20 protein-coding genes and 1 tRNA gene are annotated in these 22,237 nt (G+C 64.3%); 16 read left to right on the forward strand and 5 right to left on the reverse strand.

Annotation, left to right across the window (positions count from 1 at the left end):
• Positions 1-6: 6 nt before the first annotated feature.
• The 15 genes from AKI39_RS08635 (at position 7) to AKI39_RS08705 (ending at position 15,596) form a co-directional block, all read left to right on the forward strand.
• Positions 7-549: a phosphoribosyltransferase gene (locus AKI39_RS08635; protein ID WP_066634494.1), complete on the forward strand. Its 543-nt coding sequence runs from the start codon at positions 7-9 to the stop codon at positions 547-549.
• A gap of 99 nt (positions 550-648) precedes the next feature.
• Positions 649-861: a 30S ribosomal protein S21 gene (gene rpsU / locus AKI39_RS08640; protein ID WP_006218592.1), complete on the forward strand. Its 213-nt coding sequence runs from the start codon at positions 649-651 to the stop codon at positions 859-861.
• Positions 862-920: 59 nt separating this feature from the next.
• Positions 921-2,930, forward strand: a complete 2,010-nt coding sequence (dnaG, locus tag AKI39_RS08645; RefSeq protein ID WP_066634496.1) for a DNA primase — start codon at positions 921-923, stop codon at positions 2,928-2,930.
• Positions 2,931-3,649: 719 nt separating this feature from the next.
• The gene (rpoD, locus tag AKI39_RS08650; protein ID WP_066634499.1) at positions 3,650-5,905 is read left to right on the forward strand and encodes an RNA polymerase sigma factor RpoD; all 2,256 of its coding nucleotides are present in this window, start codon (positions 3,650-3,652) and stop codon (positions 5,903-5,905) included.
• 41 nt (positions 5,906-5,946) lie between these two features.
• Positions 5,947-6,025: transfer RNA gene (locus AKI39_RS08655), tRNA-Ile, on the forward strand.
• A gap of 167 nt (positions 6,026-6,192) precedes the next feature.
• Positions 6,193-7,683: a DUF1254 domain-containing protein gene (locus AKI39_RS08660; protein ID WP_083228706.1), complete on the forward strand. Its 1,491-nt coding sequence runs from the start codon at positions 6,193-6,195 to the stop codon at positions 7,681-7,683.
• A 205-nt stretch (positions 7,684-7,888) separates the two neighbouring features.
• Positions 7,889-8,470 carry a TetR/AcrR family transcriptional regulator gene (locus AKI39_RS08665; RefSeq protein WP_066634502.1) on the forward strand — a complete coding sequence of 194 codons (582 nt, stop codon included), beginning with the start codon at positions 7,889-7,891 and terminating at the stop codon, positions 8,468-8,470.
• Positions 8,471-8,523: 53 nt separating this feature from the next.
• The gene (locus AKI39_RS08670) at positions 8,524-9,378 is read left to right on the forward strand and encodes a helix-turn-helix transcriptional regulator (protein WP_083228707.1); all 855 of its coding nucleotides are present in this window, start codon (positions 8,524-8,526) and stop codon (positions 9,376-9,378) included.
• 353 nt (positions 9,379-9,731) lie between these two features.
• Entirely contained in the window at positions 9,732-10,586 is an 855-nt protein-coding gene (locus tag AKI39_RS08675) for an alpha/beta fold hydrolase (protein ID WP_066634506.1), read from the forward strand.
• Positions 10,587-10,612: 26 nt separating this feature from the next.
• Positions 10,613-11,134 (forward strand): VOC family protein, encoded by a 522-nt coding sequence (locus AKI39_RS08680; RefSeq protein WP_235610775.1) that lies wholly within the window; start codon positions 10,613-10,615, stop codon positions 11,132-11,134.
• A 52-nt stretch (positions 11,135-11,186) separates the two neighbouring features.
• Complete coding sequence (locus tag AKI39_RS08685) at positions 11,187-11,873, forward strand: hydrolase (protein WP_066634508.1); 687 nt, start codon at positions 11,187-11,189, stop codon at positions 11,871-11,873.
• Between the two features lie 195 nt (positions 11,874-12,068).
• Entirely contained in the window at positions 12,069-13,937 is a 1,869-nt protein-coding gene (locus AKI39_RS08690; RefSeq protein ID WP_066642528.1) for an amidohydrolase, read from the forward strand.
• A gap of 248 nt (positions 13,938-14,185) precedes the next feature.
• Entirely contained in the window at positions 14,186-14,602 is a 417-nt protein-coding gene (locus AKI39_RS08695) for a DoxX family protein (protein ID WP_066642530.1), read from the forward strand.
• Complete coding sequence (locus AKI39_RS08700) at positions 14,599-14,880, forward strand: XapX domain-containing protein (protein ID WP_066634509.1); 282 nt, start codon at positions 14,599-14,601, stop codon at positions 14,878-14,880. Before AKI39_RS08695 ends, AKI39_RS08700 begins: the two co-directional genes overlap by 4 nt.
• Complete coding sequence (locus AKI39_RS08705; RefSeq protein ID WP_083228709.1) at positions 14,880-15,596, forward strand: YoaK family protein; 717 nt, start codon at positions 14,880-14,882, stop codon at positions 15,594-15,596. The genes AKI39_RS08700 and AKI39_RS08705 overlap by 1 nt, the downstream gene beginning before the upstream one ends.
• 344 nt (positions 15,597-15,940) lie before the next feature.
• Here the strand turns inward: AKI39_RS08705 and AKI39_RS08710 are convergent, their stop codons facing one another.
• The 5 genes from AKI39_RS08710 to AKI39_RS08730 are packed head-to-tail and all read right to left on the reverse strand — an operon-like array spanning position 15,941 to position 21,936.
• Entirely contained in the window at positions 15,941-16,993 is a 1,053-nt protein-coding gene (locus AKI39_RS08710) for a threonine aldolase family protein (protein WP_083228710.1), read from the reverse strand.
• Between the two features lie 27 nt (positions 16,994-17,020).
• A complete protein-coding gene (locus AKI39_RS08715; RefSeq protein ID WP_066634510.1) occupies positions 17,021-18,658 on the reverse strand; it encodes an ABC transporter permease in 1,638 nt (545 codons plus the stop codon).
• Positions 18,655-19,716, reverse strand: a complete 1,062-nt coding sequence (locus AKI39_RS08720) for an ABC transporter ATP-binding protein (protein WP_066634511.1) — start codon at positions 19,714-19,716, stop codon at positions 18,655-18,657. Before AKI39_RS08720 ends, AKI39_RS08715 begins: the two co-directional genes overlap by 4 nt.
• A gap of 21 nt (positions 19,717-19,737) precedes the next feature.
• Positions 19,738-20,739 (reverse strand): extracellular solute-binding protein, encoded by a 1,002-nt coding sequence (locus tag AKI39_RS08725; protein WP_066634515.1) that lies wholly within the window; start codon positions 20,737-20,739, stop codon positions 19,738-19,740.
• Between the two features lie 12 nt (positions 20,740-20,751).
• Positions 20,752-21,936 (reverse strand): pyridoxal-phosphate-dependent aminotransferase family protein, encoded by a 1,185-nt coding sequence (locus AKI39_RS08730; protein ID WP_158515161.1) that lies wholly within the window; start codon positions 21,934-21,936, stop codon positions 20,752-20,754.
• A 67-nt stretch (positions 21,937-22,003) separates the two neighbouring features.
• On the opposite strand from AKI39_RS08730, the gene AKI39_RS25720 reads away from it, so the two are divergent.
• The gene (locus tag AKI39_RS25720; protein ID WP_158515162.1) at positions 22,004-22,159 is read left to right on the forward strand and encodes a hypothetical protein; all 156 of its coding nucleotides are present in this window, start codon (positions 22,004-22,006) and stop codon (positions 22,157-22,159) included.
• Positions 22,160-22,237: the final 78 nt, after the last annotated feature.

Consider the following 22,237-nt stretch of genomic DNA (forward strand, 5'->3'; position numbering starts at 1 on the left):
ACGGCCATGGCTCTCCCGCCAAGTACCGATAAAGACCTGTGGATCAGCTGGGAGGAATATCACCGGCTGATCGAACAACTGGCCTTGAACGTGCACCGTTCAGGCTGGCGGTTCGACCAGATCCTGTGCCTGGCGCGCGGGGGCGTGCGGGTCGGCGACGTGCTTTCCCGCATCTTCGACGTGCCCTTGGGGATACTCGCCACCAGCAGCTATCGCGAAGCGGCCGGCACCAAGCAGGGTGCGCTGGACATCGCCCAGTTCATCACCATCACCCGCGGTACGCTTGCCGGGCGGGTGTTGCTGGTGGACGACATGGTCGATACCGGGCTGACGTTCAACCGCGTGATGGAGCATTTGCGCGGGCAGTTCCCCGCGATCACGGAACTGCGCAGTGCGGTCCTGTGGTGGAAGGGCCATGCCAAAGCCGTCCCCGATTATTACGTGGACAAGCTGGTCACCAATCCCTGGATCCACCAGCCCTTCGAGGACTACGACAGCCTGCGGCCGCATCAGCTGGAAGCCTGGACCCGGAAGGGCTCGACGTCCTGACGCGTTGCGTGCTAGAATCTCCTGTTACCAAGTCGACTTTTCGGCTTTACCTTTCGGGTTTTACCCTTTTCGGCTTCCCCCACTCTTCGCTCTACGCCTATGCCTATTGTTCGCCTGAAGGAAAACGAACCGTTTGAAGCCGCCCTGCGTCGCTTCAAGCGCACCATCGAAAAAACGGGTCTTCTGACCGAACTGCGTTCGCGCGAGTTCTACGAGAAGCCCACGGCCGAGCGCAAGCGCAAGCACGCCGCCGCGGTGAAGCGCCATTACAAGCGGATTCGTAGCCAGCAACTGCCCCCGCGTCTGTATTGACGCCTGTCCTGATTGACGGATCGATGATTGATGAATCGGTCTAATCGATTCGAATTTGATTGATTCCCGAATCCTTCATACAGGAATTACTCGCCCGGGTCGACGTCGTCGATGTGGTCGGGCGTTATGTGCAGTTGCGCAAGGGTGGGGCCAACCTGCTTGGCCTGTGTCCCTTCCATAACGAAAAAAGTCCCTCCTTCACGGTAAGCCCCACCAAGCAGTTCTATCACTGCTTCGGTTGCGGCGCGCATGGCAGCGCCATTACCTTCCTGATGGAACACACGGGCGCCAGCTTCCCTGAAGCCGTGCGCTCGCTGGCGGGATCCGCCGGCATGGCCGTGCCGGAAGAAGACCGCAGTCCGCGCCAGCGCGCCGAATCCGCGCGCCGCAAGGAAGAGGTCTCGCGCCACACGCAAGTGCTGGAAGCGGCCCAAGCGTTTTACCTGAAGCAATTGCGCGCGTCCGCGCCGGCCATCCGCTATCTCAAGCAGCGCGGCCTGACAGGCGAGATCGCCCGTCATTTCGGCCTCGGCTGGTCAGGTAGCGACCGCCAGGGCTTGGCTCAGGTATTCAGTCGCTACGATGATCCCGTGCTGGTAGAGGCCGGCCTGGTCATCGAGGCCGAGGACGCCCGCCGTTATGACCGCTTCCGCGAGCGTGTCATGTTCCCTATCCGGAATGCACGCGGCGTGTTGATCGGCTTCGGCGGGCGCATCATCGGCAAGGGCGAGCCCAAGTACCTGAATTCCCCCGAAACCCCGATCTTTTCCAAGGGCCAGGAGCTGTACGGTCTGTGGGAAGCGCGGCAGGCCATACGTACCGAAGGCCAGGTCATCGTGGTGGAAGGCTATATGGATGTAGTCGGCCTGGCCCAACTCGGCCTGGGCAATGCCGTGGCCACGCTGGGAACCTCGACCACGCCGGACCACGTAAAGAAGTTGCTGCGCGCCAGCGACCGCGTGGTGTTCAGCTTCGATGGCGACAAGGCGGGGCGCCGCGCCGCCTGGCGGGCGCTGCAGGCGTGCCTGCCGGTCTTGCGCGACGATATCAACCTGCGCTTTCTCTTCCTGCCGGCCGAGCACGATCCGGATTCCTATGTGCGCGAGTTCGGTGCCGAAGCCTTCCGCGCCAGCCTGGGTGAAGCGACCGCGTTGTCGCGGTTCCTGTTGGACGAATTGGCCTCTCGCCACAACCTGGGCGAGGCGGAAGGGCGGGCCGCCTGCATGCACGAAGCGCGGCCCTTGCTGGGCGCCATTCCGGCCTGCGGGTTGAAGACCCAGATCGAGCGCGAATTGGGCAAGCTGGTGCAGTTGACGCCCGAAGAGGTTGGGCAGGCGCTGGCCCTGCCTGTCGGTCCGCCTGGGACGCAGGCGGCTGTCGCCCAGGGGGCAGCGCCGTCGCGGCCGCCCGGGCCGCGGGCGGAAGGGCCTTTCGACATGGGCATGGAGGATGGGCCGCCACCTGATTTCTCCTACGAGCCTATCCCGGACGGCGCGGGCGAGCCTTCCTGGGAAGGCAGCGGTCGCGAAAAGAAGGGACGGTTCACCGCCAAGCGCTTCGATGCGAAACCGGGCGGCAAATGGTCGCGTCGTGACGACCGCGACAAGGTGGGCGGGGTGATCGAGCCGCGCCGGCCGGTGCCGACCATGGCACGCCGCCTGTTGCGGCTGTTGTTGTCGCACCCGGAACTGGTCGACACGATGGGGGATCAGCAGCTTGAAGTATTGGACAGGGGGCCCCACCTTGGTATGGTCAGGGAGCTCGTTGTGCTGGCCCAGCGCAGCGGGGCGCGCCATCTGGGGGCCTTGCTGGAAGCCGCGGAGCCTGAATCGGACATCCAACTGGTATTGCGCAGCATGAGCGCGGACTTGGTCGGCGAGGAAGAATTGCCCGACCCCCAAGCGGAGTGGGACGACGCCTTGCACCGCATCGAATTCGTGGCCATCCGCGCCGAAATCGACGAATTGGCCCGGTCGGGCTTGCAAACGCCGCAGGACCGCGACCGGTATCAGGAACTTTCCAGGCGTTTAGCGGCAATTAAGCACGCCGGGAGCGACTCAATAGGGTAAAATCAAGGGTTTTCCTGACAGGCAAGGCCGGCGGTGTTGGCAGCGGGGGTGGAACGGCGAGCGCCAAGGCGCGACCACGTTCCCGTCGTGGCGAACGTTAAGGGGCAGCAAACGAGCAGCAAACGGGGCAGCAAACCAGCCAGCACGGGACAGCAAACGGAACCGCGAATGGGACCGCCGACGGCGCAAGCCGGGCGAGAACCGGACGGTTTCGGCCTTGTCTAATGCCAGTAGGTGCGGGCGCCGAGTATCCCGGGCGCTGGGGCCCAGTGTGTCAGGAGATCGGGAAAGCTGTCGGTGTACGGTCGGTGCGGTACGGTCGACCAACAGGGTGTTCATTCTACCGAAGGCATCGTAACAACGCATCGACACGAGATTACCCAAGGTACCAGAAATCAGGAAGAGCAGGGCCCAATTGGTTGGTTGGCGCAGGACAGAAAATACCGGATTCCTGCCTGGCTGGCTGGTATAGGACGGAAGTCGCGGCACATGTGCCCGAAGATTGCAAGACAAGGTGCTGCACAACGCCATCATCCGGCAAGCAGCCTCGCCCATCAGGGGCTTCTGCAATGTTCACGCATGGGACGTGACGTACCGCCCGATCACCAAGCACTGTTGTTAGTTTTAAAAGTACGCGTCTTGACTCGGCTCGGGCATGAACCCCGGCCGTCGATAGCGGTGCGGCAGGCTTTCCGCCTGCAACGACCACGGAAGCGACTATGACGAAATCCATCGGCAAAACCTCCTCAGCAGTTGAAATGGCCGAAGAAGCCAAAACGGCCAGGCCCGCTGCCAGCAAGGCGGCGGAAAAGACATCGGCCAAAGCGGCCGTCAAGGTTGCGCCCAAGTCCGCCACCGTGAAGCCCGCCCCGGCGAAGAAGGCCGCCAAGGCCGACACGCCCGAGAAGGCCGCCAAGGCAAAGAAAGCCGAAGACAAGCTGGCCGAACTGGTCGGCCGTCCCGCGTCCGTGCCCAGTGGGCGCCGTCCCGGCCGGCCCGCCAAGAACCAGAACAATGACAACGCCGATTTCGATGACGCCGGCGACGGCGAAGGCGAAGTGCTGCCCGAACTGAAGCCGGTCAAGCGCGGCGGCAAGCGCGGCAAGGGCGATGCCAAGGATCTGATCGCCCGCGGCCCCGTCAGCCCGGAAGAATACGAAGCACGCCGCAACCGCCTGAAGCAGCTCATCAAGCTGGGCAAGGACCGCGGCTACCTGACGTACGGCGAGATCAACGATCATCTGCCCGACGATCTGGTCGATGCCGAAGCCATCGACGGCATCATCAGCACCTTCAGCGACATGGGCATCGCGGTCTATGACCAGGCGCCCGATGCCGAAACGCTGCTGATGAGCGAAAACGCGCCGGTTGCCTCCAATGACGATGACGTCGAGGACGAAGCCGAAGCCGCGCTGACCACCGTCGATTCCGACTTCGGCCGCACGACAGATCCGGTCCGCATGTATATGCGCGAAATGGGTTCGGTCGAGCTGCTGACGCGCGAAGGCGAAATTGAAATCGCCAAGCGCATCGAAGACGGCCTGAAGCACATGGTCATGGCGATCTCCGCCTGCCCCACCACGATCAACGAGATCCTGGCGCATGTCACGCGCGTGCGTGAAGGCCAAGCCCAGATCGACGAAGTCGTGGACGGCCTGGTCGACCCGGAAGACGGCGAAGAGTACGCCGGCGCCGGCGTGACGGCCGACGAGGACGAGAACGAGGACGGTCCCGCCGGCGGCATGAGCAGCAAGCAGCTGGAAGACCTGCGCGTCAAGGCGCTGGCCAAGTTCGACGAAGTGGCCAAGCAGTTCGAAAGGATGCGCGGCGCCTACGAAGTCGACGGTTATCGTTCCTCCCCTTATCTGAAGGCGCAGGAAGCGATCCAGAACGAACTCATGGGCATCCGCTTCACCGCCAAGATGGTGGAGCGCCTCGCCGACACGCTGCGCAACCAGGTCGAGGAAGTGCGCCAGCTGGAACGCGCCGTCCTGCATACCTGCGTGGATCGCGCCGGTATGCCGCGCTCGCATTTCATCAAGGTGTTCCCGGGCAACGAAACCAACCTGCAGTGGGTGGTGGACGAAGTCGCGGCGGGCCATCCGTACGCCGAAACCCTGGAACGCCAGATTCCGGCCGTGCAGGAATTGCAGCAGAAGCTGATCGATCTGCAGGCGCGCGTCGTGTTGCCGCTGAAGGACCTGAAGGAAGTCAACAAGCGCATGGCCACGGGCGAAGCGAAGGCCCGCAAGGCCAAGCGCGAAATGACCGAGGCCAACCTGCGCCTGGTGATCTCCATCGCCAAGAAGTACACCAACCGTGGCCTGCAATTCCTGGATCTCATCCAGGAAGGCAACATCGGCTTGATGAAGGCGGTGGACAAGTTCGAATACCGGCGTGGCTACAAGTTTTCAACATATGCCACATGGTGGATCCGCCAGGCCATCACGCGTTCGATCGCCGACCAGGCGCGGACCATCCGTATTCCGGTTCACATGATCGAGACGATCAACAAGATGAACCGGATCAGCCGCCAGATCCTGCAGGAAACGGGCGCCGAGCCCGATCCCGCGACGCTGGCGCAGAAGATGGACATGCCGGAAGACAAGATCCGCAAGATCCTGAAGATCGCCAAGGAGCCGATCTCCATGGAAACGCCCATCGGTGATGACGACGATTCGCACCTGGGCGATTTCATCGAAGACACGGCAACGCTGGCGCCTTCGGACGCGGCATTGCACGGTTCCATGCGCGATGTGGTCAAGGAAGTGCTAGACTCCCTGACTCCGCGCGAGGCCAAGGTTCTGCGCATGCGCTTCGGCATCGAGATGAGCACCGATCAGACGCTGGAAGAAGTCGGCAAGCAGTTCGACGTCACCCGCGAGCGGATCCGCCAGATCGAAGCCAAGGCCTTGCGCAAGCTGCGCCATCCCAGCCGCGCCGACAAGCTGAAGAGTTTCCTCGAAGGCCAGTAAGGCAGGGACGCGCGCCCGCACGCAGGATACAAGACCAATAAGGGCCTCTAGCTCATGCCTGGTTAGAGCAGCGGACTCATAATCCGTTGGTGCCGAGTTCGACTCTCGGGGGGCCTACCAACAATTCAAGGACTTGCAACGCCAGCCGTTGCAGGTCCTTTTTCTTTTCCACCGGCACGCGGGGTTAGTGCTTCAGTCCAATTGTGTGTGCGCGACCGCGGCAACTACCATGCAGACCGACGGCTCGGCAATCCGCCTGTTTCCAGAGCTGTCGCGGGGGAGACGCCATGCGCATGCCGGACGCACGTCACGCTATCGGGGCGATCCACAGGTTGATGCCGATAGGGCTACTCACCGTTGCGCTTGCGGCCTTTCCGATGGCGGGACGCGCCACCGAGCAGATCACCGAGGCGGAAGCCAGATCGATAGCCGCGGATGCATACGTTTATTTCTATCCGCTCGTCTCGATGGACGTCACCCGCAGGCAAAGCACCAACATCGCTTCTGCTGGCAGCAAGCCCGGCTTCGCGCCGATGAATGCCATATCCAACTGGCCGACATTTCCCCCGGCCGACGTGAAGATAGTCGTCCGACCGAACTTCGATACCCTCTATTCCTCGGGGTTTCTTGATCTCACCAAGGGGCCTGTCGTCGTGTCCGTGCCCGACACCGGCGGACGCTACTATCTCATGCCGATGCTGGACATGTGGACGGACGTGTTCGCTTCCCCGGGTTGGCGCACGACGGGCACGCAGGCGGGGCATTATCTCGTCGCGAATCCGGACTGGCGGCCCGAACTGCGCGATACGTTCGGCGAGTACAAGCTTCCGGCTGGGACCGTCAGGATCGACGCACCGACGCCCTATGTCCTGATCATCGGCCGCACCAAGACGGACGGCCCCGCGGACTACGATAACGTCCACAAGATCCAGGCAGGTTATAAGTTCGTTCCGCTGTCGCAATGGGGGCAGGCCGAACAGCCTGTGACGGCAACAGTCGATCCGGCGATCGACATGAAAACCCCGCCCAAGCTCCAGGTAGACGCAATGCCGGGCGAAAAGTATTTCGTCTACGCCGCGGAATTGCTCAAGCTGCATCCGCCCCATGCGACGGATCAACCCATCATTGCGCGCATGAAGCGCATAGGTATCGAGCCCGGCAAGAGCCTCGACACAAGTACGCTCGATCCGGTGGTGAAAAAGGCGCTGGCGGCGGCACCGGAAGCGGCTCAGCGGGTCATGCTATGGAAAGTCGCGACACTGGCGCGTGTCGCGAACGGCTGGGCCATGAATACCGATACGATGGGCGTATATGGCAACTACTACTTGAAGCGTGCGATCATCGCGCAGCAAGGGCTCGGCGCCAATGTGGTGGAAGACGCGATTTATCCGCTGAATCTGGCCGACAGCGAGGGCAAGCCGCTTGACGGATCCAACAAGTATGTACTCCGCTTCGAGAAGGGCAATACGCCTCCCGCGCAGGCCTTCTGGTCGGTCACGCTCTACGACGCTGAAGGCTTCCAGGTCCAGAACAGCCTGGACCGCTTCGCGGTCAGTAGCTGGATGCCATTCAAGTACGGCCCGGACGGTTCGCTGGAACTGTATTTCCAGAACGAGAACCCCGGGAAGGACAAGGAGGCGAATTGGTTGCCGGCGCCGAAGGGGGAATTCAATCTGACGATGCGTCTTTATGCACCGGAGTCCGATGCGCTTACCGGCAAGTGGAATCCGCCGATGGTCCGGAGAACGAGCGACACGGTACCCGTAACGGCCCAGTGAGGCGCGGGCAGCCCGACTTGCCATGGCCAAATCGCCAGCACATCCGGCCAGCGCCGCGCATCAGCCGAGGACTTGCAAGGGTAATCGTTGCAAGTCCTTTTTCTTTGCACCGTGACAGCGGCAGGCCACGGCATCCAGCCGGCCGTCACCGATGATGATTTATGGACTGGCTGGTTTACAATGCGCCCTCATCAAGGAGACCGCCATGGGGCGCCCGCGGCAGTTCGACGAAGACCAGGTACTGGAACGCGCGTTGCGTGTCTTCTGGGAAAAGGGGTTTGATGCCGCGTCGCTGGCCGATCTGCAGCGCGCGACGGGATTGACCAAGTCCAGCCTGTACAAGGCCTTCGCAAGCAAGGAAGGGCTTTTCCGCCGCGTTCTCGAGCGGTACCACCGCGACTACCTGGCCTTCCGCGTGGATGCCTTGGCCCAACCGACGCCAAGGCGGATCGCGCAAGCCTTGCTCGACGGGATCGTCCATCTTTATACGGGAAAGAATGCGCCGTCGGGCTGTCTCGTCACGTTGGCCGCGCTTGCCTGCAGCACGGACGCGCGGCCAGTGCGCGATGCGCTGTCCGACAGTCGCAGTGCATTCGAACGGACCCTGCGCGCCCGCTTTCATTCGGTGCGGAATGCGGGGCCGCTGCCCGCCGGCATGGGCAGCGCCGCCGCCGCCGCTTTCCTTTGCACTTTCATACAGGGGCTTGCGGTCCAGGCAAGGGACGGCGCCACCCGGCGTCAGTTGCGCCAGCTGGCGGCGGCGGTATTGAAAAGCTGGCCCGGATAAACTGCCAGCGCTCGTCAATCACGGTGGTGTTTTATCGCGGCACAGGCAGTGGCATGACTTCAGCAAACGAACCATTCCCGGGCCTGCGCAGGACCTGGACACACGATATCGGCCCCTTGCGGCTGGAAAGGGCGCAGTCCCACGGGCCGCTTGCGCATCCCATCCGGGTGCCGGTGGCCAAGCGTACCGCCATCATCATCCAGCTGAGGCCGTTTCGCCTGCACAGGCTGTGGCGATCGGGGGCGCTGGTCTACGAGGGCGCGCACAAACCCGGCGGCGTCTCGGTGACGAATATGGAAGAGGAATGGACCTGCCACCACCTTTCCGCCTTCGACAATTTCCGCATGCATCTGGACCATGACCAGCTCGCGGAAATCGCGGCCTGCGGCGGTGGCGGGCGCGATTTTTCGCTGCGCAATCCGACAGGCGCGGTCGACAGGACGCTGCTGTCATTGGTCCACGCGCTGTCGCCGGCGGTGAACTCGGGCAATGATCTCAACCGGCTTTATGTCGGCCATGTCACCAGCGCGATGATGACCCATATCGTTTCCGTGTACGGCAGTCATTTGCGGCGCGGCAACTATTGCCCCGCATTGAGCGCGCGCCATGAGCGCCTGGCGATCGAGTACATGTGCCATCGGCTCGCGGAAAACATTTCCGTCGAGGATGTCGCCGCCGCATGCGGGATATCGGCTGGACATTTCACCAAGGCCTTTGCCGGCTCGACGGGTTTCACGCCGCACCAATGGGTGTTGCACCGGCGTATCGAATTGGCGAAAGCGCTGCTGCGCAAGGGCGTGGATATCGCATCCATCGCGAGCACTTGTGGTTTTTCGGACCAGAGCCACTTCAGCAGGGTATTCAAGAAAATGACGGGGATGCCCCCGGCCAGGTGGCGTAGCCAGTAAGTCGTTTCTGGATCTTGTTTTTCCCTCATAAAGCGGAGTAGGCTATGTGCGTTTCGTACATTTGTCCTCTCTTTCATACAAGACGGTGGTGGAGCGGGCAGGATATCTTGCGCCCTGCGTTTCTCGTCGAAGATATTTCTGCATTGCAGCACGCTGAACCTGCTACCTGGGGGTGATTCCGCGCAACGCCGGCCCGGCCCTCGGACCGGCGATTGTGGACCGTTCGGTACCTTATTTCTTTGAGCTGGACCGATTCCCATTCCCTGTTGTGACGACGCCCTGCGGTTTGTCGCGTGACGCTTTTCGCCCGAGCCGCGCGGGTGCGCCATTGGACCGTTGGTAAGGAGAGTCTCATGAGTACGCTCACGCACAAGCGCGCCACCGTGAACGGCGTTCGCCTGCACTATGTCACCGCCGGCAGCGGTCCCGTGGTTTTGTGCATGCACGGCTGGCCGCAAAACCACCGCGAGTTCCTGCCTGTGATCGAGGCGTTCAGCGATAAATACCGTTTCATCGCGCCCGATCTGCGCGGCTACGCGGATAGCGACAAGCCGTTCGACGGCTACGAGCCGAAGACGATCGCGGCGGACATGCTGGAATTGCTGGCGGTCGAAGGCGTGGACCGGTTTCACATCCTGAGCCACGATCTGGGCGGGCCGCCGTCGGTCGCGCTGGCCTATCTGGCCCAGGCGCGGGCGCTGTCGCTGGCAACCATCGAGACTCCGTTCTTCGGCCTGGATTTTCCGGGCTACGTCGATCCCCGCGTGCCGTATTGGCACCTGGGCATGCACATGAACATGGACGTTACGCTGTTCCTCGTGGAAGGGAAGGAGGAACGGTATCTGCGCCATTTTTTCAGGGACTTCGCCTACAACCCCGCTGCTCTTCCCGAAGAAGAGGTGCAGCGCTACGTGATGCAGATGCGCCAGCCGGGCAATCTGCGCGCCAGTCTGAACCACTACGGCTACATTCCGCAAATGGCGGAGCAAACCGGCGAACTGACAAAGACCAAGCTGACCGTTCCCATGCTGGCCTGGGCGGGGCGGTCCTCATTTGGCGATCACTGCTTCGATTGTGCCAAGGCCATCGCGGTGTCCGCGAAGGGCGGCGTGATCGAGGAGTGCGGGCACTGGGTGTTCGAAGAGAGACCCGAATTCATCAACGAGCAGTTGGGTGCCTTCTGGGCGGAGCATGCCGGAACGAAGTAACCCATGCGATGCATAGGGAGACCATGATGATGCCCTCACATGACACGCCGCCCGGGGTTACACGGGCCGACCACACCGGCTTTACCGTTTCCTCGCTGGATGAATCGCTGGCGTTCTGGGTGGATGTGCTGGGATTCCGCCTGGTTACCCGGGATCGCTATCCGGCCAGTGAGTTTCTCGACAATGTGGTCGGCGTCCCGGGCGCCGAACTCGAGCTGGCGATGGTGGAGGCCCCAGGCGGGCACCTGATCGAATTGCTCGAATATTCCGCGCCCGCGAACCGGGAGTATTTCAAGCCGCGCGCATGCGATGTGGGCTCCGTTCACCTCGCCTTCCTTGTCGATGACCTGGATGCGCTGCTGGCGCGCGTGGCGGGCGCCGGCTGGATGGCGCTGGGCGAGCCGCAGACCGTACGAGGCGGCAGCCGGGATGGCCTGCGCCTGTTCTATGCGCGCGGTCCGGACGGCGTGACGGTGGAGTTCCTTCAGCCGCCGCGGCAGGCCGATGGGCGTGCGGCCGGATGGAAAAACTCGATGAACGAGCGATAGCCGTATCGAGCTTGTCAGCGTTGTACCTTATCGATTCCTCAAGGAGTGCATGATGGCAAACCCCAAGCTTGAAGTCCTTACCCCGCAGAACAGCCAGATCATCTTCATCGACCAGCAGCCGCAAATGGCGTTCGGCGTGCAGTCGATGGACCGACAAGCGCTGAAGAACAATGTGGTCGGACTGGCCAAGGCCGCGAAGATCTTCAATATCCCGACGACCATCACCACCGTGGAAACCGAAAGCTTCTCCGGCTACAGCTATCCGGAGCTGCTGGATGTGTTCCCGGGCAAGGAGGTGCTGGAGCGCACGTCCATGAATTCCTGGGATGACCAGAAGGTACGTGATGCCCTGGCGGCGAACAAGCGCAAGAAGGTGGTCGTCTCCGGCCTGTGGACGGAGGTGTGCAACAACACCTTCGCGCTGTGCGCGATGGCCGATGGCGGCTACGAGATCTACATGGTGGCCGACGCTTCCGGTGGTACGTCCAAGGAGGCGCACGACTATGCCATGCAGCGCATGATCCAGGCTGGCGTGGTGCCGGTGACCTGGCAGCAAGTGCTGCTGGAATGGCAGCGCGACTGGGCGCATCGCGACACCTACGACGGCGTCATCGACATCGTCAAGGAGCATTCCGGTGCGTACGGCATGGGCGTGGACTACGCCTATACGATGGTGCACAAGGCCGCGCAGCGCACCGCGACCCCGCACGAAGCGCGTCCGGCGGTTCCGGCCCGCTGACAGGGTGCACGGATGGGTCGGCATGCGCATGCATCGCCGGCCCCGCCCGGAGGCCTGCACCGGCCAATGCCGGCGCGGGCATCCTTCGTCATCCTGCCTTCACGCAAGGAGCCTATCGTGCCCCCCATCAACCGCCGCCAGTTCATTGCCGGCGCCGCCGCCGCCCAAGCGGCCATCACCCACAGGAGTCTCGCCATGAGCGCACAGTCCGTGCCGGATCTTATCCTCGTCAATGGCAGGTTCAGCACGCTGGACCGTGCCAATCCGCAGGCCGATGCCGTCGCCATGCAGGACGGCCGCTTCGTCGGCGTGGGGACGCGCGACGATGTCATGAAGCTCGCCGGGCCGCGCACCCAGGTCATCGACCTGAACGGCCGCCGCGTCATCCCGGGGCTGATCGACAGCCACATGCACATCATCCGCGGCGGCCTGAACTACAACATGGAGCTGCGTTGGGACGGCGTGCGTTCGCTGGCGGACGCCATGCGCATGCTCAAGGACCAGGTGGCGCGCACCCCGGCGCCGCAGTGGGTCCGCGTGGTGGGCGGCTTCACCGAGCACCAGTTCGCGGAAAAGCGCCTGCCCACGATAGACGAATTGAATGCCGTGGCGCCCGACACGCCCGTGTTCATCCTGCACCTGTATGACCGCGCCATGCTGAACGGCGCCGCGCTGCGCACGGTGGGGTACACCAAGGACACACCCAATCCCCCGGGCGGCGAGATCGTCCGCGACGCCCATGGCAATCCCACGGGGCTGTTGCTGGCCAAGCCCAATGCCACGATCCTGTACGCCACGCTGGCCAAGGGGCCGAAGCTGCCGCCGGAATACCAGATGAACTCCACGCGCCACTTCATGCGCGAAGTGAACCGCCTGGGCGTGACCGGCGTGATCGACGCGGGCGGTGGCTACCAGAATTATCCGGACGACTACACCATCATCGAACAGCTGCATGCGGCCGGACAACTTACCGTGCGGCTTGCGTACAACCTGTTCACGCAGAAGCCCAAGGAAGAACTGAACGACTTCAAGACGTGGACGACCTCGGTGCAGCCGGGGCAGGGGGACGACCTGTACCGCCACAACGGCGCGGGCGAGATGCTGGTCTATTCGGCGGCGGACTTCGAAGACTTCCGTGTCGAACGGCCGGACATGCCGCCGTCCATGGAGGGCGACCTCGAACCGGTGATCCGGCTGCTGGCGGAAAAGCGCTGGCCCTGGCGGCTGCACGCAACCTACGACGAAACGATCACGCGGGCGCTCGATGTCTTCGAGAAGGTGAACCGCGACGTGCCGTTCGACGGCCTGAACTGGTTCTTCGACCACGCCGAAACCATTTCGGACCGCAATATCGACCGCATCGCCGCGCTGGGCGGCGGCATCGCCGTGCAGCACCGCATGGCGTACCAGGGCGAATACTTCATCGAGCGCTACGGCGCCAGGGCGGCCGAGGCGACGCCGCCGGTCAAGCGGATGCTGGAAAAGGGCGTGAAGGTCGGCGCGGGCACCGATGCCACGCGCGTGGCGTCCTACAACCCGTGGGTCGCCCTGTACTGGTTGACGACGGGCAAGACCGTGGGCGGCACCTCCATCTATCCCCAAGCTAACGTGCTGGACCGGGAAACCGCGCTGCGGCTGTGGACCGAGTCCAACACCTGGTTCTCGTCCGAGGTGGGCAAGAAAGGGCAGATCAAGGTCGGCCAGTTGGCCGACCTGGCGGTACTGTCCGCCGACTACTTCGCCGTGCCCGGTGACGAGATCCAGGACATCACGTCGGTGATGACGGTGCTGGGAGGCAAGGTGGTGTATGGCGACGGCGAATTCGGCGGGCATGCCCCCGAGATTCCCCCGCCCATGCCGGACTGGGCGCCGGTGCGCCATTACGGCGGCTACCAGCCGCGTGCCCAGGCCAGCACGCGCGCCGCGCTCAAGACCATGTGCGGGTGCGCGCGGTCGTGCGGCGTGCATGGCCATGCGCATGCGCGGGCGTGGGGCTCCAGCACGCCCGTTTCCGACGAGAAGACGTTCTGGGGCGCGTTGGGCTGCTCGTGCTGGGCATTCTGAACCACAGCGGAGGCCGTGCCATGAACCGATTATCCGCGTCATCGTCGCCGTTCCAGGCGTCCACCGCGTCCGGGGCGTCCACGACGTCGTCGGCGTCCCAGGCGCCCGCAAAGTCCCAGGCGTTCCCGACGTCCCAGGGGCCCTGGACGTCCCTGGTCTCCCAGGCGTCGCCGAACGGCGGGCCGCCGGGACGCGCCGCCCCGGCGGGTTCGGGCCCATCCGCGCCCTCGCGGGAGCTTCCCCCGGGGCTGCCGCGCTGGCTACGGTGGATTGCCTTGCTGCTGCTGTGCGCCGCCTACCTGCAGGGCGGGCTGGTCAAGCTTTTCGACTTCCCCGGCGCGGTGGTTGAAATACAGCACCTCGGCCTGGCGCCGGCGGTTCCCATGGCGGTGGCCGTCATCGTGCTGGAGCTCGGCGCATCCGCGCTGATCCTGCTGGGATGGTGGCGCTGGCTGGGGGCCTTGCTTCTGGGGGCGTTCACGCTGGCGGCCACCTTCCTCGCGCTGCGCTTCTGGAGCGCACCGCCCGACGCGCGCTTCGCGATGGAAAATGCGTTCTTCGAGCACCTGGGCCTGGTGGGCGGCTTTCTGCTGGTCGCCTGGCACGACTTGCGCCACCGGCATGCCGGCGCTTACCTCCGCACCACCACAGGAGTGCAATCATGAAGGTATATCTGATCTCGCTGGGTGCCGGCATATTGGTCGGCATCATCTACGCGCTCCTGGGGGTCCGCTCGCCCGCGCCGCCGGCGGTTGCCCTGATCGGACTACTCGGTATGCTGATCGGCGAACAGGTACTGCCCCCAGTGAAACGGATGATGGCCGGCGAAGCGGTGACGACCGCCTGGTTCCGCCAGGAGTGCGTGCCCAAGATCACGGGCAACCCGCCCAAGGAAGCGGCGGCCGCTGGAGCCGAATGCGAAACCCCGACAAGGAGCCAATGATGGCCTTGACCTCCCAGGCCTTACAGGCAAAGCCGGCGGCGGTGGCCGACATTCCCAGCTGGCTGCTTTCGTTCGCCGCCGGCTACGTGGACGTCGTTGGCTTCGCGGCGCTGTTCGGGCTGTTCACCGCGCACGTGACCGGCAACTTCATCATGATCGGCGTGCAGCTCATCGGGGCTTCGGAAGGCCTGCTGACCAAGCTGCTCGCGCTGCCGACCTTCGTCGTCGCCGTGGGCTGTGCCCGCCTGCTGGAGACCGCGCTGCGCCGGCGCGGATTGCCTGCCATTGCCGTGCTGTTTTTCCTCGAAGGCGCGCTGCTGGCGGCCTTCATGGCGACCGGACTTGTCGCCGTGCCCCTAACCGATCCCAGCGCGCCCCTGGTCGTCATCTGCGGACTGCTGGGCGTGGCGGCGATGGGCATACAGAACGCGATGTCCCGCACCCTCCTGGCCGATGCAGGACCGACCACGATCATGACCGGCAACACGACCCAGATCGTGATCGATGCGGTCGACCTGCCGGGCGCGACGCCGGAAGCGCGCGCCGCCATACGCCGCAGGCTGGGCAAGATGCTGCCGGCGGTGATCGGCTTCGCGAGCGGCGCCATCATCGGGGCGTTCGCCTTCAAGCTGGTTTCTTTCTGGAGCTTGGCGCTGCCCGCGGTGTTGCTGCTGAGCCTCTCCCTCCAGCATCGGCGCGAACCGCATTCGCTTTAGACGCGGGCCGGACCCAAAAAAAACGCCACGGCGGAAGCCGTGGCGGTAAGTGCGCTACGTTCGCTATTACGGTGCTGCGTTACCGTTCAAAAGCGACGCGAAACATTACCAAGTCGTCTTGAAAATATGGGGCCATAGCCTCGGCATTCTGTAACAAAATGAAAGCTTCTAGTTTGTATTTCTAGAAATATAAAAATCCGATTTGCGCAGGGCGGTACGGGCCGGCGAGCGCCGGCTGACATGGACCTGTCACACGGATCGATACAACGTTGCAAGTGGTCCAACCTCTTAAAGTCCGGACCTTAAATGTCGCCCGGCCCGGCGGCAGCCCCGTTCCGCGCGCCTTAATCCAGGGCGCGGCGGACGATATCGACCAGCGTGGTCGCTTCCGCTTCGTCCATGTCGAAGCGCGTGACGAGGCGGATGACGCCCCCGCGGCGGCGCCCGAAGCGTGCGCCCGCCGCCGTGATGGCCTGGACCGCGCGGTCCGGCATGCGCAGGAACAGCATGTTGGCCTCGACGGGCGCCACCAGTTCGATCCCGGGCAGGGCGCCCAATTCGCGGCCCAGGCGCGTCGCGATGGCGTTCGAATGCCGGGCCAGCCGCAGATACAGGTCGTCCTGGACATAAGCCAGCAATTGGGCGGACGAAAATCGCATCTTGGACCATGTCTGCCCGGCACGCCGCAGGCGATAGGACAGTGGCTCGGCCAGTTCGGCGTTGAAGACCACGATGGCGTCGGCGTTCATGCCGCCGTTCTTGGTGACGCCGAAGGACAGGATGTCGACGCCCGCGCGCCACGTCATCTCGGCCGGGGTGCAATCCAGGCGGGCCAGCGCGTTCGCGAAGCGCGCGCCGTCCATGTGGAAGCGGATGCCCGCATCGCGCGCGATCGCGCCGATCGCGGCGATATCCTCGCGGCGATAAACCGTGCCGTATTCGGTGGCTTGGGTGATCGTCACCGCATCGGGCTGCGAGCGGTTGCGTATGCCGCGTTCCGCCGTGGCCAGGGTGTCTTGCAAGGTCGCGGGCGCCAGCTTGTACGCTTCGCCCGGCAGTGCGACGAGCTTGGCTCCTCCGCTATAGAACTCCGTGGCGCCGCCTTCCGAGGTGTGGACGTGCGCCTCCTGGTGGCAATAGATCGCGCCCCATGGACGCGCGCAGCAGGACAGCGATATCGCGTTGGCCGCGGTGCCCGTGGCGACCGGGAAGACCGTGACGGGCGTTTCGAACAGCGTGGAAAACGCCTGGTTGACGGCCGCGCTGTAGTCGTCGTCGCCGTAGGATGCGGCTGGATCCCGATTGGCTGCTTCGACGGCGCGCAGGATTTCGGGACTGGCCGTGCCGACATTGTCGCTGCGGAAATTCAGCGTGACGGTGGGCGGAAGATCGTTCAACTTGGACTCCAGGCAGCGTCGTCGACGCTACATCAACGGGCTATCCCGCCGCCGCAGGCGCCGCTGCAGCAGCAGTAGCGGGACGGCGGTGAAAATGATCAATATCGATGCGGCGGCCGCCGCCAATCCGGCGCCGGTGCCTTCCAGCAACTGGTACATGCGTACCGTGATCGTGGACCAGCGGCTGGTGTACAGCACAATGGTCGAGCTCAGCTCCGACGCCACCGTGATCCAGACCAGCACCATGCCGCCGACCAGGCCGCCGGCCATCAGCGGAACGACCAGGCCGACGAAGGTCCTGAACGGCGATACGCCGAGATTGATCGAAGCCTCTTCCAGGCTGGGCTCGATCTGATGCACGATGGCGGCGGCCGAGCGTACGCTGAACGGCAGCTTGCGCACGACGTAGGCGATGACCAGGATGAGCCACCCACCTGTCAATACTAGGGGGTGGTTGTTGAAGGCCAGGATCAGGCCGACGCCCATCACCGTGCCCGACACCGCGAAGGGCACCATGCCGATCATATCCAGCGTGGCGGAAAGCCGCCCGCGATGGCGGGTGACGATATAGCCGATGGGCGCGCCCACCACGGTCGCGACCAGTGCGGCCACGGTCGCCAGGATCAGCGTGTTGTAAAGCGGCTCGTACGAGCCTGCGAGCAAACCGGCGTAGTTGCTCAGGCCCAGATCCCAGGTCAGTACCGGGCCCCTGAAGCGCAGGAAGGAAATGCACAGCACGGCGACGAAAGGCATCAGCGACAGCAGCACGATGCCCCAGCTGTACAGCGTCGCGAGCGCGCGCCAGCCGGGCGACAGCGGCAGCGCCGGCGGCGCGCTACGCGCGTTCGTCGTGAAGCGCCGTTTCGACAGGTAGTGGCGCTGCGCCAGCAGCCCCAGCGCCGTGCACAGGATCAACAGCACGCTCAGGGCGCCGGCCGCCGCCGGGTTGTTCTCCGCTTCGCCGGCGAAGAGCTTGAAGATGTCCACCGCCAGGAAGGGGCGGTCCTCCGCCAGGACGGACGGTACGCCGAAGTTCTCCAGCGTTTCGATGAAAACCAGCAGCGCGCCCGCCAGCACGGCGGGCATCACCACCGGAAGCAGCACCGTGCGGAAGACATGCCAGCGCGAACCACCCAGGTTGCGCGCGGCCTCCTCCACCGAAATGTCGATCGCCTTGAAGCCGGCCATGGTTGGCATCAGCACATAGGGATACAAGGTCAGCGAGAGTACGGCAATGATGCCCGGCAGTCCGTAGATGGGCCCGATGGGTATGCCGATTTCCCGCAGGGCGGTCGTGATGACGCCCGCATGGCCGAACAGCAGCACCAGCGCATAGGCGGCCACGAAGGAAGGCAGCACCAGGGGCAGCGAGGCCAGCGTGAACAGGACGGCCTTGCCGGGCAGGTCGACCCGTGCCATGCAAAAGGCCAGCGGCACGCCGATCACGGTGGCGCCCACGGTGGCGCAAGCCGCCGCAACCAGGCTGTTGCCCACGCTCTTGAGGTAATAGCCGCTCTTGAATATGCCCGCATAGTTGGCCAGCGTTAAGGCGCCGGTACCGTCCACCCGCAGGCTGGCGTTCAGCACCAGCGCCAGGGGGTAGAGCAGGAAGAGGGCGAGCAGGGCCAGCGCGCCGATCGACACGACATAGCGAAAGCCCTTCATGAGGCCGGGAACGCGATGATCTGCGCCGGATCGTAGGCCAGCGTCAGGGGCGCGCCTTCGGCCATGGCGCCCAGCGATGCGCCCAGCGCGGAAATCCGGATGGGCGTGCCATCCGGCAGCGCCGCATGCAGCCGGTGTATCTGGCCCAGGAACTCGCGCAATACCAGCCTGGCGCGCAGCAGGGGGCCTGGCGCGTGGTCCACGAGGCGCAGCGCCTCCGGGCGTATCGACAACAGGACCTTGCCGCCCGGTTCGGCCACCTTGCCCTGCACCGATATCGTGGTGCCGCCCGCCGCGACTTCGCTCATCTGTCCATCGAAGCCGCCCGCCACGCCAGGCAGCATATTGGTGCCGCCCAGGAATTCCGCGACGAAGGCCGTGCGCGGGCGCTGATAGATGGATTCGGGCGATCCGATCTGTTCGACCTTGCCGTCACGCAGCACGGCGATGCGATCGGAAATCGCCAGGGCCTCTTCCTGGTCGTGCGTCACGTAGACCGCGGTCAGGCCCAGGGACTTCTGCAACTGGCGGATCTCGACACGCATTTCCACGCGCAGCTGGGCGTCCAGGTTGGACAAGGGTTCGTCGAACAGCAGTACGGCCGGCTCGATGACGAGCGCGCGCGCGATGGCTACGCGCTGCAGTTGTCCGCCGGACAACTGGTGCGGCCAGCGCCGCCCGTAGTTCGCCAGGCGCACCCGTTCCAGCGCCTTGCGCACGCGCGCTTCGATGTCCGCGGCCGGCACCTTGCGCGCCCGCAGTCCATAGGCCACGTTGTCGGCAACGGTCAGGTTGGGAAAGATGGCGTAGTTCTGGAACACCATCGCGATGTTGCGGCGGTGCGCGGGCAGGCGGTCGATGCGTGCGTCGCCCAGCAGGATGCTGCCGGATGCGATGTCCGTAAAGCCCGCGATGCTGCGCAGCAGCGTAGTCTTGCCGCAGCCGGAAGGGCCGAGCAGCGTGAACAGCTCTCCGTCACCGATGGTGAGGGAAATGCCATCCACCGCCCGCGCCGCGCCATAGCTGCAGACCAGCTCGTCGATACGTATGGTCGTCATGGAAGCAGCGGACCGGGGCCCTCAGCGCGTTTCCTGGATGGTGGTCTTCAGGCGGCGCAGCGTATCGGCGCGAGCGGCTTCCCATTTGGCGTCGTCGTAGGGCAGTACCTTGATTTCCTTGAAGGCCGGCATCTTTCCCACGGCGCTCAGGTCGACGTCCTGCCGGGCGGGGCGGCGAAAGGTGGCCTTCAGCAGCATTTCCTGCGTGGGCTTGCTCGCCAGATAGTCGATCAGCTTCTGGGCGTTTTCAAGGTCCGGACCGCCCTTGATGATGGCGGCGCCTTCGGCCAGGGCCACGGTGCCGTCCGCCGGATAGCCGACCTCGACCGGCGCGCCGTTGTGCGCCCACAGGTTGCCCGCGTATTCCAGCGAAATCCCCAGCGGATATTCGCCGCTGCCGTTGCCGTCGAAGACCAGCGTCGAGCGGTTCAGCACCTTGGTGTTGGCGACCAGTTTGCCGAACTTCTGCCACGCCGCGTCGTTGTCGCCCCAGGCCTGCAGCAACGCCGTCGCCGCCGCGTAGGAGAAGCCGGAATTGGCGGGATCGGTGTAGGCGATGCGGCCTTTCCATTTGGCGTCCAGCAGGTCTTCCCACCGCTTGGGCGCGTCGGCGTCCGGAATGGCCTTGCTGTTGCGGTTGATGGTCACCACCTGGATATTGGTGCCGACCCAGAGGTTATTGGGATCGCGATACAGTTCGGGTACGGCCTCGCGCCCCTTGACGGCGTAGGGCTGGAAATACTTGCCATTCTGCTTGAGCAGGGCGGCGCTCACGCCCCACACCACGTCGGCCTGCGGATTGCCTTGCTCCGATGCGATGCGGCGGAACAGCACGCCCGAGCCGGTGGAGATCACGTTCACCGTGATGCCGGTGGATTGCTTGAAGCCGTCGGCCACCAGCTTGTTGACGGTATCGTCATTGGCCGAATACAGCACCACGTGATCGGACGCGGCCATCGCGGACGTGACCGTGCCGACGACGGCCAGCGCCAGCGTCGCGAGACAGGCAGGCAGGCGTTTCATGTTTTCCCCTATTTATCGTTGAATGGATGCGGCAAGACTGGCGCGCGCCGCGGCGATCCCGGCACCCGGCGTGAAGGCATGGCCCAGGTGCGACAGGACGCTTTCCAGGTGCTCCAGATCGGTGAGGATCGTGTCGTCGTTGAAATCGCCCATCGTGCCGATGCGGATGACGCGGCCGGACAGCTTGTTGCGCGAACCGGCGATCACCGTGCGATGGCGCTCGTACAGCGCCTTGACGATCGCCGCGCCGTCCAGCGCCTGCGGCACCGACACGGCAACGACGGTGCTGGACCGATTTCGACCCGTGCCGAACACGGGCAGGTTGATGGCGGCGGCACCGTCACGCAGCGCGGCCGACAGGCGCCGATGGCGCGCCAGCACCTGGGGCAGGCCCTCGCCGTGGATCATGTCCAGGGCTTCCAGCAGGCCGTAGACGATCGGCACGGCCGGTGTGAAGGGCGTTTCGCCTTTTTCCAGCGACGCCAGCGCGCGCGCGAAGTCCCAATAGAAGGCGGGGAAGTGGTCGCCCCGGCCGATCACCTCCCAGGCCTTGGCGCTGACACTGGCCAAGCCCAGGCCGGGCGGGCACATCAGTGCTTTCTGCGATGCCGACACGACCACGTCGACACCCCATTCATCCTGCTTCATCTCCGTGCCCGCCAGCCCGCTGACGGAATCCGCGACCAGCAGCGTGGGCGTGTCGCGAAGCAGCGCACCCAGCCGGGCCAGGTCGGCCGTAATGGCGGTCGAGCTTTCGTTGTGGATGACGAATACCGCCCGGTAGCGCTTTTCGCTCAGGCGTTGCGCCACCGCGTCGATGTCGATGTCGCTGCCCCAGGGCATGTCCAGGCGGTCGAAGCGGGCGCCTATCGCCTGCGCGATCGAGGCGAAGCGTTCGCCGAACTGCCCGTGCGAGACGAACAGCAATTCGGTGTCGGGGCTGGCGATATTGACCACCGCGGCTTCCATCATCCCGCTGCCCGAGGCAGCAAAGAACAGGACGCGGTTGCGGGTGCCGAAGATGGGCTTGAGCCGTTCTTCGGCATCGGCCAGCATGGCGCGGAATTCAGGTCCGCGATGGTTGACGATCAGGCGGGCGGTGGCCTGCCGGATGCGCTCGGGTACGAACGTCGGGCCGGGAAGCCGCAGACGATATCCGTCGGGGATGACCCCGGCCTTGTTTGCAGCATGAGACACCCTATGGAACCTCCCCGCTATCGCCCCCGACTGCATCCAATCATACAGTCGTACAGAGGCGCAAAGCATGGACGGTTTGCAGCTAATAGTCAATCCGGTGTATCGCTGCCCGGCGCAAAGCCCTGTCGCCAAAGATTACGTCCGCGTGAACCGCGACGGGACATCGAACAAGACACGCGATGCCGCCGTCAACGTCGGCGAAACAGTGGCGTCGCGCCGGTAACTTGCCGTGATACGCCCGCGTGCGGGTAGGCGCCGGGTGCAACGGTGGCTTCGACCGGAGAATACAATCGCCCGTTTC

The organism is Bordetella sp. H567, assembly GCF_001704295.1.
Lineage (GTDB): Bacteria > Pseudomonadota > Gammaproteobacteria > Burkholderiales > Burkholderiaceae_B > Bordetella_C.

Bases quoted from the DNA above. Each gene is read 5' to 3' on its own strand.
- AKI39_RS08720 (WP_066634511.1), bottom strand. From the start codon at position 19,716: ATGACGACCATACGTATCGACGAGCTGGTCTGCAGCTATGGCGCGGCG.
- AKI39_RS08700 (WP_066634509.1), top strand. From the start codon at position 14,599: ATGAAGGTATATCTGATCTCGCTGGGTGCCGGCATATTGGTCGGCATC.
- AKI39_RS08680 (WP_235610775.1), top strand. From the start codon at position 10,613: ATGATGCCCTCACATGACACGCCGCCCGGGGTTACACGGGCCGACCAC.
- AKI39_RS08690 (WP_066642528.1), top strand. From the start codon at position 12,069: ATGAGCGCACAGTCCGTGCCGGATCTTATCCTCGTCAATGGCAGGTTC.
- AKI39_RS08660 (WP_083228706.1), top strand. From the start codon at position 6,193: ATGCGCATGCCGGACGCACGTCACGCTATCGGGGCGATCCACAGGTTG.
- AKI39_RS08715 (WP_066634510.1), bottom strand. From the start codon at position 18,658: ATGAAGGGCTTTCGCTATGTCGTGTCGATCGGCGCGCTGGCCCTGCTC.
- rpsU (WP_006218592.1), top strand. From the start codon at position 649: ATGCCTATTGTTCGCCTGAAGGAAAACGAACCGTTTGAAGCCGCCCTG.
- AKI39_RS08635 (WP_066634494.1), top strand. From the start codon at position 7: ATGGCTCTCCCGCCAAGTACCGATAAAGACCTGTGGATCAGCTGGGAG.
- AKI39_RS25720 (WP_158515162.1), top strand. From the start codon at position 22,004: ATGGACGGTTTGCAGCTAATAGTCAATCCGGTGTATCGCTGCCCGGCG.
- AKI39_RS08675 (WP_066634506.1), top strand. From the start codon at position 9,732: ATGAGTACGCTCACGCACAAGCGCGCCACCGTGAACGGCGTTCGCCTG.
- AKI39_RS08665 (WP_066634502.1), top strand. From the start codon at position 7,889: ATGGGGCGCCCGCGGCAGTTCGACGAAGACCAGGTACTGGAACGCGCG.
- rpoD (WP_066634499.1), top strand. From the start codon at position 3,650: ATGACGAAATCCATCGGCAAAACCTCCTCAGCAGTTGAAATGGCCGAA.
- AKI39_RS08685 (WP_066634508.1), top strand. From the start codon at position 11,187: ATGGCAAACCCCAAGCTTGAAGTCCTTACCCCGCAGAACAGCCAGATC.
- AKI39_RS08670 (WP_083228707.1), top strand. From the start codon at position 8,524: ATGACTTCAGCAAACGAACCATTCCCGGGCCTGCGCAGGACCTGGACA.
- AKI39_RS08705 (WP_083228709.1), top strand. From the start codon at position 14,880: ATGGCCTTGACCTCCCAGGCCTTACAGGCAAAGCCGGCGGCGGTGGCC.
- AKI39_RS08725 (WP_066634515.1), bottom strand. From the start codon at position 20,739: ATGAAACGCCTGCCTGCCTGTCTCGCGACGCTGGCGCTGGCCGTCGTC.